Consider the following 13,931-nt stretch of genomic DNA (forward strand, 5'->3'; position numbering starts at 1 on the left):
CCCTCGTTTCTCTAAATTTGCCTCCGCATTAAAACACAAAGGAATTGTCTAATATTTTAGCCATAGCAGGAAGACCAAACGTCGGCAAGTCTACACTTTTTAACCGACTGGTAGAACAAAAAAAAGCCATCATGGATGATGAAAGTGGGGTAACTCGCGACCGTCACTACGGCTTTGGTCAGTGGACAGGAAAATACTTTACCGTCATAGATACTGGTGGATATGTCATGGGATCTGACGACATATTCGAAGAGCAGATTCGTGAGCAGGTCAAACTAGCACTCGACGAAGCTTCTGTCATCCTATTCATGGTGGACTGCAAAGATGGCCTGACAGATATGGACATGGATTTTGCCAACATCCTACGGGAGCTTAAAAAGCCCGTTTATGTAGTGGCCAACAAAGCTGACAACCAGACGCTAGATCTACAGTCTGCAGAGTTTTACGGTTTGGGACTGGAAAGTGAAATATACCCTGTATCCTCTGCAAGTGGCTCTGGCACAGGAGACCTCCTTGACAAAGTCGTGGAGCACTTCCAAGACGATGATCTAGAAAATCCTGAAGAAGGAATTCCAAGAATCTCTATTTTGGGAAGACCCAATGCGGGAAAATCGTCATTCCTCAATGCGCTATTAGGCAAAGATCGATCTATAGTTACCGACATAGCTGGTACGACGAGAGATGCCATCCATACTCGCTACAAATTATACGGGAAGGATTTTATCCTCACCGATACGGCAGGGATTCGAAAGAAAAGCAAAGTAAGAGAAGACATAGAATTCTACTCTGTACTGCGTGCGATACAGTCGCTTCAGGACAGTGATGTATGCGTCATTATGATTGATGCGACTCGTGGTTTCGAAGCGCAAGACATGAGTATCATTGCACTCGCGGATAAGTACAAAAAAGGCATCATGATCATGGTCAACAAGTGGGACCTGATCGAAAACAAAGAGAGTAATACTGCAGAACATTTTAGGAAAGAAATACTCGAGAAGCTAGGCAATCCACTATCCTATATTCCGATAATTTTCACCTCGGTCACTACCAAGCAGCGTATCTTCCAGGCGATAGAACTAGCGATAGAGGTCTATGACAACCGTACCAGACGTATCCCTACTTCTGAGCTGAATGAAGCCTTGCTGCCAGAGATCGACAGGAACCCACCGCCAGCGCTCAAAGGAAAATATATCAAGATCAAGTATATCACGCAGCTCCCAACCAGAACTCCATCATTTGCGTTCTTCTGCAACCTACCGCAGTACATCAAGGAACCTTATGAAAGATTTTTACTCAACAAATTGAGAGGCTACTTCAACTTTCAGGGAGTGCCAGTCAAAATTTATTTCCGTAAAAAGTAATTGTCAGACGAAAAGCATAGAACAGCCTTTGCACGGCACCTACCAGAAGGTGCCGTAGACTATGTCATGGGACTCTGGAAGGAACTCAAATTCCATTTTAAAATCACACCCAACCGACAAACAAAATATGGAGATTATCGCTATGATCCCAATACAAGGAAACATAGCATATCTGTCAATGGCACACTAAACATTTATGCCTTCCTCATCACTTACATCCATGAGGTAGCGCACAAAACAAACTACGACCTACACCAAAACCGTGTAGACCCACACGGCAAAGAATGGAAACATCAGTTCAAAAAACTCATGATCCCTATGCTCAGAGAGGAGATCTTTCCGATGGATATCCTAGCTCCTCTTGCCCGTCACATGAAGAATCCAAAGGCAACTAGCGTATCAGATCCTGAGTTATTCAAAGCACTAAGAAAGTATGACAAACCGTCTACTGATGTATTCTTAAGCGACATTGAGACGGGGCACAAGTTCCTATTCAGAAAGAAAATCTATCTGAAGGTACAACAAAAAAGAACCCGCGTACTCTGTGAAGCCATTGACACAGGCAAACAGTATCTCATCTCTAGCAGCGCTCCCGTACAGCAGTTCAAGAATAGCAAGTAGAGCAATATATCTCCCAAATCGGGTGTAATCCAGTAATTCCCATTTGTTTCCAGAATTGCGTTTTATTTTTACGGAGATGAAGATTTTGATCATAGAAGACGAACCCGAACTATCCAACTTTGACTCCCCCAAAAACCAGACTCAAGTTAATAAGGTAGATGAGCATGAGACATAAGCACAAAGTGTCTACAACCTAGTTAGGTTGCGGGGTTTTGATATAAGTCTAAAATGATTTTGATATATATCTAAATAATTTTAGACTTATATCATTTTAACTTTAGATATATATCTTTTTATCGTAAGGTAATGTGGAGTCAAACAGCATCACGTTATATGTACACCCTCTTGTGCCCAATTACTAACCTGAGTTCGATTCTAAATAACAGTTGCCCTGAAGGTCAAAGCTATTTTAGCACCCCCTAAGGTTTATGTGCTATCACGGAATAAACTATAAGACAAAATCACATTGCAAAAACCTTGAAGCAGGTAGGTCTGATGACTCAAAGATTAATCGAACTCAGATTCTAAGTCATTGTGGTTTAACCAATGCGAATTCATATCCATTACATGGATTGAATAGACGATAGATCACCAGTCCTTCTTGTATCGGCCAGAGAGAGATATAGACTTCTCCACCACCGAATAGCTCATTGGTCAAGGTTCTTAAATTTTGCTCGTCGGTTGCATCGACTTCTGTGGGATTGCTATAGTGAAACTCCTCATTCAAGATCACATGGATATAGTTACCCGCAACAGTAGCAGTCTCATAACCTCGGTAGTGGGTTTGTTCCACGCCATTTTCATCCTCGAATATAATCCCAAAAGCATAGTCGATTTCTGCTGAGTCCAGTCCATAATCAAACAAAATCCAATTGGCCTCAGGGTACAACTGACCAATCGTCAAATCCTCTCCCGTCAAGGAAAACCCCGTACTATCTCCAGCATAAAACACATTAATAGAGTAGGGGGAGTCAGGCTCTGGCTCGAAGGTCAGTCCTCCAGAATTGAATAGCGTATGACGCAACTCAACGGCTCCTACGTCGGGTATACTCGCAGAATAGACAGGCGCTGCTCTCATATCTGATACACAGTACAAGTCTCCACTCTCACTGTAGTTCTCTAATTTGATCTGATCAATGTTATAATTTTTTCCTCCTAGGGTAAAAGTGATAGGCTCACTCAGTACTAGCCCTTCATTGGCAAAAGTGTAAGCTACAGTCTGATCGATAGCAACCCAACTAGCCGATGTAATCGTACGACTCTCCACGCCTAGCGCAGCACCATCCACAGAAATGATGCGTTTGACTAAATCTATCTCCCAATAGAGTGATACATCTTCTCCAGTCAGGTACAATTGCTGCAGCGTCTGCGTCCCAAAAGGCTGATTGTACAATTCGTACGCTTCCATGTTCCCTGAGGCTTCACGAGAGAGTGCGTCGGCCGCATTAGCAGCAGCAGGCTCAAGGGTGATAACAGTAGTCTCTCCTACCGCATCCGACTTGCTATACAGTAGCAGATTACCGTCTTGTTCGTCTAGATAAAAGAACTCAAACTCTGCTCCAAACGTCGATTGATCCTGCTCAAAGAGGTAATGAAAAACAGCATACGTCTCAAAGGTCAGTTGTACCGCCAGCTGCACATCGACTCGATAGGGGATCGTCTGGTCTAGCAGCGCCCCTCCATCGGCAGACACATCCGACTGTATACGTACCTCGTCCTCATCAAAATCTAATAGGATGTAATAAGCCCCTGCATCAGGTACAGGCTGGTAGTGTAATACCCATCCATGCTCAGGCGCCATGAGTTTCTCTTTCAGATCGGATATCGCCTCTTCGCGACGGGTATCCGCAGAGTCCAGTTTAGCTCCATCGTCTCCTGTACAGCCTAGTATCACCAGCCAACCTAACATCGATAGGTATCGTAAGCTCTTCCTCATCATAGTCGTGATTGGAGTTCTGCTCTCAATTCATCTAGGTCTATTCCCGTTACTTTGAGATAGTGATCCTTGATCGAAGTGAGCTTTTCTAAAATTTTCTTTTTTCCTGCATTATCGAGTTCGCACTGTGCCGTGACACAGCTCGTGTCTTGATCTATATAGTTCGCAAAGAAATCCGCATCAAACACATAGAAAGCTACCATCTCAGCAAAGTCCTCATTGACCGAACTCGTTGCATAAGGAGAGACAAAGCCTCGTTGTAATGCCTCTTCGTCAGTCAGGTTGTACCATGACCCAGCACTAGAATACCCCTCAGGAGATATATTTTCAAATCCAGATGGGAGTTTAAACTCCTGATGAATGATGTGGGCAAATTCATGGTAGGTCACTTGCAACTGCAGTTTGAGCCATTCGGGATCACTCAAATCATAGCCGTTGACATTTGTATAGGTAATTCGTGCACCTGCATCTGCTGTCCCCAGCGTGACTGTACCGTCACCATTATAAATCAGCCCTCCTAAAAAAATCAACTCTGCTGGAACATATCGGCGAAAGAAATCCTCCCCATTCTCTACGGCTAGATAAGGAGCTATCCAATAATCATCCACAAAATCTAACATAGGACGCACCATTTCTAGCTTAGGAGGAGCTACATTTTGTCCTGGCTCCACATAGTTATCGACATACTTGTAACGCACCGCTATGTTATACTCATCCGTAAAATGCTCATCGATATACACATCTAATGCAGAGGTGGGTTCATCTACTTCCTTTTCTTTTTCATTCAAAGACTCATCTTCGAAACAGGAAACCAGAGTAAGGATGAGTAAAATCATCACCACACCATGCCAATACTTACTGTCTATCACGGTCTGTTTCATATCATCTAGGGTTAGCTTCTAAACCGCCGACATCCTGTGCCGACTGTGGTATTTGCAATATTTTGCGTGGATCATCTGCTGTGAGCGTAGCACTCCCCGAGTCACCATACTGGTGCGTCACTTCCATACCAAAGCGTTTGATATCAAACCACCGCATGCCCTGTGCGATAAATTCCTTTCTGCGTTCTATGAGCAAATAATTAAGTAATATCAACTGATTCGTAAAACTCGGCTCGTTATCCGCGCCAAAGAAAGTACGCAAACGATCCAAGGTCAGTGTCAGGTCTGCTACCCCAGAATACCGCCTATCCGTGAGCAGCTGAAAATCAGCTAGAGCATCTGTCAGATTACCAGAATAAATGTTCGCTTCTATCCTATTGAACAGCACTTCTTCTCCTCTAAACATAACCCCTATGTGGTAAGGAGTACCCGTATTGGAGTTCAAACTACTGCGTTCGAAGAGGCTTTCGTATCGTAGTGGAAACAAAGCATTGAGTCCTTTGACAAAGGCAGGATTCTCCCGTTCGTCAGTCGCACCAAAAGGATTGGACGCAAATAACTGCCCGTAATAGTTCTCTTCGATTCCAAAGGCAAAATCAGTTCTCTGCATCAATGATATCTTACGCATCAGTAGCAAATTAGCTGGTTCATCGACTCCAGAATACAACTGTGGATATCCGTCTATAGACGATTTAGCTGCTTGATATTCCGTAGAGTTAAAATCCCGTATGTAAGCTTGTGGGTTGTCTCCTAACAACTGATTGCTATACTGTAGTGATCGTATTCTATCACCTTTATAGAGATAAAACCGACTAGCAAACGCTAAGGCTGCATTTTGATTAAAATGATATTTGCCCGAATTACTATAGAAGGAATCATCCAGCTTTTCTAACCCCTCTACCAAATCATCCTCTATTCTACTGTAGACACGTGACACAGATAGTCGCTCATACTCCGCTAGGAAAGTGGTTTCTGGCTTGGTGACATAGGGTATACCCAAGGCAGAAGTAGACGTTTCGTAATGCTCTCCAAACATATTAACGAGCATAAAATGGCCATAAGCCCGCGTCAATAGAGCCTCTGCTTCCACAGCTAGTTTCTTGGCTTGATCTTCGTCAGAATCTACTGGAAGTTCATCCAACACCGCCAACACTTCGTTGGCATGGGCTATCGCTGCATAAGTTTCGTACCAGAAATAATCAGGTGTATCCTGTTCGTCAGGACTGGTATTCACATCCTCCCAAGCATACATCTGAGCATGAGCAGGCCTGATAGTCGTCCCGAAAGTATAAGTAAAATCATCCGTCATCCAGTCCGTAAAAGTAGGGCTAGCTACCGAGTAGGCATTGGTCAATAACTGCTGCGCCTTGTCTAGATCATTCAACTCTACACGGTTGTCAGGATTCACATCTAAGAAATCATTGCACCCTGCGAATACCAGTACGACAACCCATATGTAACGATATGTCTTATAGTTCCCCATTACAGTCCGATATTGAGTGAAAAGGTGATCATTTTAGGCTGTGGCAGTGCGACTCCCCCACTACTAAAGAACTCAGGATCTTGTCCATTGAGCCTATCGTCCGAATAGAGGAGCGCAAGGTTCTGTCCCTCGACGCTGAGGCTAGCATTGCGCAGTTTTGCTTTTTGTACCCATTGTTCTGGCACTTGATAGGATAGCCTTACACTTTTGAGTCGTATATAGTCTCCATTGACGATACGAAGGTTGCTTTGGTTGTAGAGCGAATAGGCCTGCACATCCGAACCAATATTGACCTGTCTAGAAGTCAGGATCACCGGCACATTGGTTTTGTCTTCGTCCCCAGTTGTGACCCACCTATCACGTAGCTCCCCTGGTAGAGACACAAAATCATTATAACTCGATCTAAACGAATCATTGAGACGGATTTTATAATCAAACTTGTAAGACAAGAGTACATTGAGCGTAAAGCCTTTGTATTGGAAAGTGTTTGCAAAACCTCCTCCTCCTCTCGGTTCTGATGGCCCCTCGTATTGCAAAATACCCGCAAGATCATCTCTCTCCTGCAAGTCTATCTCTACGACTACCTCATCGTTGGAGCCATAGAAAGTCGGTACGCCATTGCTAGTCAATCCTGCAAATCTCGTCGAAAACAACCCTCGACGAGGACCTCCCAAAACAGCCGTTCCGTTTTGATCCAAAGCATCTGCCAGACGGGGGCCATAGTCTAGGTTCGTGATGCGGTCACGAGTATAGCCGATATTGAAGTTGGTACGCCAACTGAAAGAGTTTCGCTGAAAATTGATCGTATTCAAGGTCACCTCAAAACCATGCGCCTCCATATCAGCAAAGTTGCCATACTTCAGTGACTGTCCGCCTACACCACTCGTCAACACTTGTCCAATCAAATCAAAGGACTGTCTAAAGTAATAATCCACCGAAGTAGTCACACGACTTTCCCAAAATCCCATATCCATCCCTACGTTAAACTCCTTTAGCTTTTCCCATGTCAAATCTGCATTGCTCAGATCTTCTATGTAGAGATATGGCTCTACATCCGAAGGACGAATCGTCACATCAGACTGCAGATTAAGTATGGCACTAGCATCTGGCGGTAGATTACCCGAAAGACCGTAGGTGGCTCTTAATTTGAGTTGATCGACAAATTCCAAACGCCCCATGAATCGCTCTTGATCGATATTCCAAGCTGCACTTACATTCCAAGTCGGCAGATAACGAGCCGATTGGCTTTTGCCCAGTTGATTCGAACCATCATAGCGCCCGGTGAAGTTGGCGATATACTTGCCCTTATAGGCATAGCCCCCATTGATAAACACCCCCACGAAGCGATCTTTATTAGACTCGAAAGTGTTGATATCAATGTTTTGCAGATTAAAAAACTCTACAATATTCGGGTCAGTCACCACCACGCCTCCACTTTCGTATATCACACCCATGGCTGTAGAACTCCGCTCATCCCTATCCGAATACCTCACTTCTGTTCCCCCGAGTACATTAATGGAGTGATCCAACCCTATGTCTTTGGACCAGTTGGCACTGAATCGGCTAAAGAAAGACAGCAAATCCGTCTGGTCTAGATAGTTGAATCCACCCTGTGGCAAAACCACCACGGGATTTAACCCAGGATTATCTGGATCGCTAAATAGCAAATTGTTAGCATCTTGAAAAAACTGCGTATCATTGGCGCGGTAGGCTTCTGCCTGATTAGATCGCTCATGCACAGTATGGTCACGTTTCGTGTTGGCATAGCGCACCTGAAAAACACCGTTGATGGATAGGTTTTTGACAGGGGTAAATTCAAAATTAGCCTGTGTCGATACATCTAGGACATTGATATCGATAAAATTATATCGGAGTTCCTCTAGGATATTGAAAGGCGCATAGTTGCGACGAAAATACTCCAGATCACCATTCTCATCGTAGGGACGCATCGACCGACTGGTATTCAGTGCAAAGCTCAGTGGGTTAATATCAAAATCACGTGTATAGGTTCCTGAGATCGGATCAAACTCACGGTTACTAGTTCCAGGAGCTTCTTGTTCTCTATAGCTTCCTGTGAGTTTCAGTCCAAAATTAAACTTATCCGACACAAAATAGTTATTGCGCGCAGTGGCAGTCAAACGCTGCACCTGATCAGCAATGGTCTGCCCATCATCCTGCAAAAAGCTAATCGAATAGTAATTGGTTGATTTTTCTGTTCCTGAGGTAAAACTCAAAGAATGCTGCTGCTGTAATCCAAAATCATTGAACAATACATCGAACCAATCTGTATTGGCATTTTCGTACTGATTTAGAAACTGTTCATTAAGCCCCCCACCAGCGCCCCATGGGATCTCTTTCTGGTTTATCAAAACAAAATGCTTGCCCAGTGCACCGTAAGTCTGAGCCTTAGCAGCCGTAGTGATATCTATCAATCCTTTGCTATGCATTTCGCGGTAGACAGACATCTCTTCTGCCGAATTGAGTAGATTGAATTGGCTGTAGGTAGGCCGTAATTTTACCGAGAAGTTACCCGTATAGTTAACTTGAAGCGCACCGCTACGCCCTTTTTTGGTGGTGATGACAATCACGCCATTGGCGGCACGAGCACCATAGATGGCAGTAGCCGAAGCATCCTTTAGAATCTGGTAGGACTCTATATCACTAGGATTGATATTGGCGATGGACGAACTGATCAGGGTATTGGCATTTCCAGAGATGAAATCGTCCGTATTAACCTCTGAGAGATCTTCGAGGATCACACCATCTACCACATAGAGCGGCTGGTTGTTGCCATTGATGGATGAATTACCACGAATTCTGATTTTTGGGGAAGTCCCGAAAGTCCCCGAGACATTGTCTACAGTCACCCCTGCTACACGTCCTTCAAGCATACGACTGGCATCTGCTACCCCCTCTAGTTTCACATCATCCATTTCCAGTCTAGCTGCTGCTCCCGTAAAGAGTTTGCGATCTACCACCTGAAACCCGTTGACCACCACCTCATCGAGCTGATCAGCATCCTCCACCATCGTGATCTGTAGCGGCTGACTATTTGTTACGGTGAGTTGCTGCTGTTTCATACCGAGCATACGCACGACGATCACATCACCTGCCACAGCCTGAAACCGGAAGTTCCCTTCCAAATCTGTCACTGCACCTATAGCTGTATTTTGTACTTGGATAGAAACCCCTATCAGCGGCTCTCCTTTTTCATCCAAAACCTGTCCCTGTACGGTAACTGGGCTTTGTGCAAAAGCAGCCATGCTACTCAGGATGAGTAACATGGCTGCTAACACTTTATTTATGTTTTTTTGCAAGAATATTGAATCAATTAGTCGTCCGATCGCTTAAATTTAAAAACCCAATCAAATGTTGCCACTGTGAATATTCTATTGAGCTCATCGATCACATCCTGATTCGTAGGATCAGCTTCATATTGTTCAAAAAGATCATCCAGATAAGCATTAGCACCATCTGCACTACCGTAATCAGCAACCAATTCTTCCTGAATAGCATTACTCATAAAAGTATTTGATGACTCAAAGCTAATCCATAGCTGATCGGTTTTATCTTTTACTACATCCCACTCCAAAGGATCGTCTTCGTCCTCATATGTGAGCGTCAAAATTTCCTCTTCAGATTCCCACGTTCCTTCGGCGTTATCACTAGGATTACCACTGGTATAAGACACCTTTTCAACAAAACTTTTGTTCTTCTTAAGTTCTAATGTCCACTTATCTATCTCTAGGTTTGATAGCGTCACTATCCTGCCTTCATTGTAAGAATATGCGTCAGGAAAACCTTCATAAGTAGTCGCTTCTAACTCCCATACTCCTACAGTATGTGGTGCTGGCTCCTCATCTTCTTTACAAGAAAATAGCACTGCTACCAGAGCAATGATTAATAATTTATGGTACAGATTTTTCATAAGCGTTCTAGTTTTTAAGATAGACAATAGAATTCATAAAGACTAGATAAACTTTGCTGCTTGACTTTTCTCACAGTCCATTGGATTATTTAGCTTTATCAGTTGTAAAATATACTCAAAAGCTACTTTATCAAACGATTTTAACATTTTTCAATCAAATACTTCAAATGAAAGGAAAAGCCCTTCTCTATCTGGTAGCCCTCGCGATGCTTTGGAGCTGCAGCGCATCCAAAACTGACAAAACCGATCTATACACTTACCGCATAGACCATATCTGGATCAATAGCTATACTGCCCCCTGCGCTAGTATCGGCAGACCCGAATGTTACATGACGCAAGTGGCAGATGGAGATTTATCAATGGATGAATGGACAGTTTTTTATCACGATGTGGATGGATTCAAATTCGAAGATGGGTATCTCTATCAGCTCAAAGTAAGAGTCGATTTTAGCGACACCTCTTCAACATCTAAAGACTACATCAAGTACACTCTGTTAGAAATAGAGCAAAGATTGAGAGACTATAGTTTGGATTTAGGAGAGCACTGGGACATTACTATGCTGGAGGGGGATTCTATCAACCTTCCAGTAGGACAAAAGCAACCGTACATCAAGTTCAATACGATCGGTGAGATGGTGATAGGGCACTCCAGTTGCAACAGTTTTTCTGGACCATACACATTAGATATGATCAACAAAATCAAAATAGGGCCAATAGTAAGTACTCGAAAAATGTGTCCTGATTTGAGTATAGAGACTTCACTCCTAGCTCAGTTTGGTCAGATCACTGAATACAGTGTCAAGGACAGCATCCTCTACCTCAAAGACTCCAACGGAAAAGTTAGAATCACTGGAAAGAGTATATAATAGAATATTCATGAACCTATAAGATTTAAAAACCTTATAGGTTCATGAAGCCTGCCCTTTCTGGCTAAAACTCGATTCTGACCTTCATCCGTAGTGCCCACCCCTGCGGCGCATTAGGTCGCTCTAGGTAGCTGATTCGCTTGACCACATCTAAGCGCATAAATTTAAATATATTAGATACCCCAATACTCGCCTCCATATAGGGGTCGCGTGTCAAAGCATAAGTGGCTTGTTCTCCATCTGCATGACGTGGATATGGTGCTAGGTCGTCGTGCAAGTCTGGGTTATTCACGTCGCTAAGCGATCCCCAGAGCATTTTGTAGCCTATGATCGAGCGAAGCTTTAGTTTCTTGATCAACGGCACTTTGTTTAAAATATAGCCATTGAAGAAATGCGTCACCTGAAAATTGAACTGCTGATCACTGACGAACTCTAAATAGTTCATCATGTTGAAAGCATAGGTGAGATAGGAATAGGATTGATTGCCCCGTGGCAAAGTCAATAGTGGATAAGGCACCTTTCCCCAAAGCTGGGTATAGCCTACGTTGACATCTGTAAACCCAAATGGAGACACATAAAAACGCTTCGATACGTTGACCTGAAATCTATCGTAGGAGTAATCTGCATCGAACACCCCTTTAAATCCATGCCAATACTTGAACTGAACAACTGGATACTCATTCGGGATAGAAACCATACCTGTCCGACCCTGATAGAATTTCTCATTGGGACCAAAACGAAGACCTGCTGTCAACTCAGTGACTTCTATCTCTTGGGCTTTACGTTCATCCTCGTCTTTGATGGTCGTATCTATCACACCTGGCTCAAAACTAAGCACGCCACCTGGACGCAGGTTTTCAATACTTCCACCTATAGAATAAGAAAAACCATATTTCAATCTACGTCCAAAACTCATCCCCATACGCTCGGTATAGATCATCTTGTCATTGACCCCTCGGCGAAAAGAGCTAAACGCATTCGCGTCCAACGAGTACTGTAGATTTTCGCCTGGGTTCATGAGGTCATTGGCATAATAGACTCGGATATGATCGAGTCTACTTTCAGTAAAATAATGTGACACGACACCTGCATACTTCCAAGCCTCATCTTTTAGTCCATAGGCTCCATAACCTTCTATCTGCCAGCGACGGCTAAACTTTTCGGTCGTCATACCACCAAACCGAAACCGTGTCCCCTCGATTTGATTCCAAGACACAAAAGCACCTACAGGCCCAATAGACCATTTGTTAAAATCTTGATATCCGATCACGAGCAAAGTCATTATGTTCATAAGCCGCTTAAAAGCAGGCAATTCTTCTACTTCCTCATTGAGTGCATATACTCCTTTCTCTGACTTGGACAACTCCATATGCCGTGCACCATCCCAAAACTCATCAGATTGGTCACCTACCAGATTCACTTCCTTGACTAGTTCATTGCCCGTATAGATTGTATCAACGCGCTGTTGATTATAGATTAGATCATTATAAGACACTGTCCGCCGACCAAATATACCAAGCCCATTACCGTCGATTACACTAAAATCCATACTCACTTCATCAGTTTTAAGTACATATGCATCATACTCGTTCTTTTTGAACTCCTGCTTGATAAACATATCCTCTACAAAGTTGAGGTTGATATCATCCGCTATGCGCATATCTATCTTTTTGACCGCATAGGCCGAATCAGTCGTAATAAACACATTGCCAATAAATGCCAAACTGTTTTTGTTCCGAGGTTGAAAAGATAGTTTGAATAGCTTTTCATCGTTTTCGACCAATGTATCTGCAATATAAAACTGGTAAGTCAGTGGTGCCAGACTAGAAATGGGACTCACAAAACGCTGAGAGAGTATGCTCATGTTGTTGTCGTAGATATCGACATCCTGATAGAGCTTGTCTAGGATATAAGAGATTCCCTGATTGTCAAAATAATCTTCGAATCCAGTCAATTTGGTTCCGAGGCGATATTCTACCTCACGTTCAGGGTTCTTTCGATAGTACACCTGCGAACTTGTCTCACGCAAGAAAATAGGCAGGTAAGTTTTGCCATTGATATCTGAAGTATCTACATAATCGAATACCACCTGAAAATCACGCATGATTCGCTTTTCTTTGAAGTCCTCAGGAATATTATTAAAATCGAATTCTACCTTTTCATACTTGTTGTATTCATAGTAGTCTAGACTCTCCATACGATTTTTCTCCTTGTTGTCTATGACCTTCTGTATGATGGTCACCGCAGGATTTTCTTTGTTTCGATAACGTAACTTTTTGCTACTAATCGTTACAGCCTCGAGTTCTAAACTCCCTTCGGTCAACTGAAAATCAATCTTCTGAGAAGCACCCAAAGTCACAGGTCTTAACTGTGGATCATAACCTATATAGGATGCCTTGAGCGAGGTAGTGGCTTGGTCAGATTCGATGTAAAAAATCCCATCACTATTGGATGTAGTTCCTATTGTAGTGCCTTCAAAAGAGATATTGACAAAGGGTAACACCTCTCCAGTCTCAGCATCGGTGACTACTCCCCTAATCCTCGTGACATTCTGAGCAGATGCCGCGAGTGATAGTATCATCCCAATGATAAAAACTGTGATATAGGTTAGTCTCAAATTTATTATTTTTTTGCTCCTCATATATACAAACCACTCGCACCCAAAGAGGGAACCCACCTAGTCTGTCATGAATTATGCAACAGGTCTTATGTACGGATTGTTTCGACACAAAGACACATCTTATGCGAAATTGGTGTCTTTTATTTTATAAAAACTTATTTGCATCCAGAATTTATTGATCTCTTCTCAAAAATATCAGCTATTGATCTGGCCTAGTCGGACATTGTCAGTTTTC

Annotated in this window: 9 protein-coding genes; 3 read left to right on the forward strand and 6 right to left on the reverse strand. The window is 43.1% G+C overall.

Annotation, left to right across the window (positions count from 1 at the left end; all coding sequences use genetic code 11):
* The first annotated feature begins 44 nt into the window (after positions 1–44).
* Positions 45–1,361, forward strand: coding sequence for a ribosome biogenesis GTPase Der (gene der / locus BUB99_RS02445; RefSeq protein WP_073119128.1), 1,317 nt, complete (start codon positions 45–47; stop codon positions 1,359–1,361).
* Positions 1,362–1,982: a SprT-like domain-containing protein gene (locus BUB99_RS02450; RefSeq protein WP_073119130.1), complete on the forward strand. Its 621-nt coding sequence runs from the start codon at positions 1,362–1,364 to the stop codon at positions 1,980–1,982.
* Positions 1,983–2,511: 529 nt separating this feature from the next.
* Here the strand turns inward: BUB99_RS02450 and BUB99_RS02455 are convergent.
* From BUB99_RS02455 to BUB99_RS02475, 5 genes are read right to left on the reverse strand one after another with little or no spacing between them, the layout of a single operon-like run.
* Entirely contained in the window at positions 2,512–3,921 is a 1,410-nt protein-coding gene (locus BUB99_RS02455; RefSeq protein ID WP_073119132.1) for a DUF4302 domain-containing protein, read from the reverse strand.
* On the reverse strand, positions 3,918–4,799 hold the full coding sequence (locus BUB99_RS02460) for a substrate import-associated zinc metallohydrolase lipoprotein (protein WP_073119134.1): 882 nt from the start codon (positions 4,797–4,799) through the stop codon (positions 3,918–3,920). The genes BUB99_RS02455 and BUB99_RS02460 overlap by 4 nt, the downstream gene beginning before the upstream one ends.
* 1 nt (position 4,800) lies before the next feature.
* Complete coding sequence (locus BUB99_RS02465) at positions 4,801–6,282, reverse strand: RagB/SusD family nutrient uptake outer membrane protein (protein WP_073119136.1); 1,482 nt, start codon at positions 6,280–6,282, stop codon at positions 4,801–4,803.
* Positions 6,282–9,599 (reverse strand): SusC/RagA family TonB-linked outer membrane protein, encoded by a 3,318-nt coding sequence (locus BUB99_RS02470; protein ID WP_084190302.1) that lies wholly within the window; start codon positions 9,597–9,599, stop codon positions 6,282–6,284. Before BUB99_RS02470 ends, BUB99_RS02465 begins: the two co-directional genes overlap by 1 nt.
* Positions 9,600–9,613: 14 nt before the next feature.
* Positions 9,614–10,210, reverse strand: a complete 597-nt coding sequence (locus tag BUB99_RS02475; protein WP_073119137.1) for a lipocalin-like domain-containing protein — start codon at positions 10,208–10,210, stop codon at positions 9,614–9,616.
* A gap of 167 nt (positions 10,211–10,377) precedes the next feature.
* Here BUB99_RS02475 and BUB99_RS02480 point away from each other — a divergent pair, with 167 nt between their 5' ends.
* Positions 10,378–11,076 carry an META domain-containing protein gene (locus tag BUB99_RS02480; RefSeq protein WP_073119139.1) on the forward strand — a complete coding sequence of 233 codons (699 nt, stop codon included), beginning with the start codon at positions 10,378–10,380 and terminating at the stop codon, positions 11,074–11,076.
* Between the two features lie 64 nt (positions 11,077–11,140).
* On the opposite strand, the gene BUB99_RS02485 is transcribed toward BUB99_RS02480, so the two are convergent.
* On the reverse strand, positions 11,141–13,693 hold the full coding sequence (locus BUB99_RS02485) for a DUF5686 and carboxypeptidase-like regulatory domain-containing protein (protein WP_170863716.1): 2,553 nt from the start codon (positions 13,691–13,693) through the stop codon (positions 11,141–11,143).
* Between the last annotated feature and the right edge of the window lie 238 nt (positions 13,694–13,931).

It is taken from the genome of Reichenbachiella agariperforans, assembly GCF_900142205.1.
In the GTDB taxonomy this organism is placed as follows: Bacteria; Bacteroidota; Bacteroidia; order Cytophagales; family Cyclobacteriaceae; genus Reichenbachiella; species Reichenbachiella agariperforans.

Excerpts from the sequence above, each read along its gene's own strand:
- BUB99_RS02480 (WP_073119139.1), top strand. The coding sequence starts at position 10,378 with ATGAAAGGAAAAGCCCTTCTCTATCTGGTAGCCCTCGCGATGCTTTGG.
- BUB99_RS02465 (WP_073119136.1), bottom strand. The coding sequence starts at position 6,282 with ATGGGGAACTATAAGACATATCGTTACATATGGGTTGTCGTACTGGTA.
- BUB99_RS02475 (WP_073119137.1), bottom strand. The coding sequence starts at position 10,210 with ATGAAAAATCTGTACCATAAATTATTAATCATTGCTCTGGTAGCAGTG.
- BUB99_RS02460 (WP_073119134.1), bottom strand. The coding sequence starts at position 4,799 with ATGAAACAGACCGTGATAGACAGTAAGTATTGGCATGGTGTGGTGATG.
- BUB99_RS02455 (WP_073119132.1), bottom strand. The coding sequence starts at position 3,921 with ATGATGAGGAAGAGCTTACGATACCTATCGATGTTAGGTTGGCTGGTG.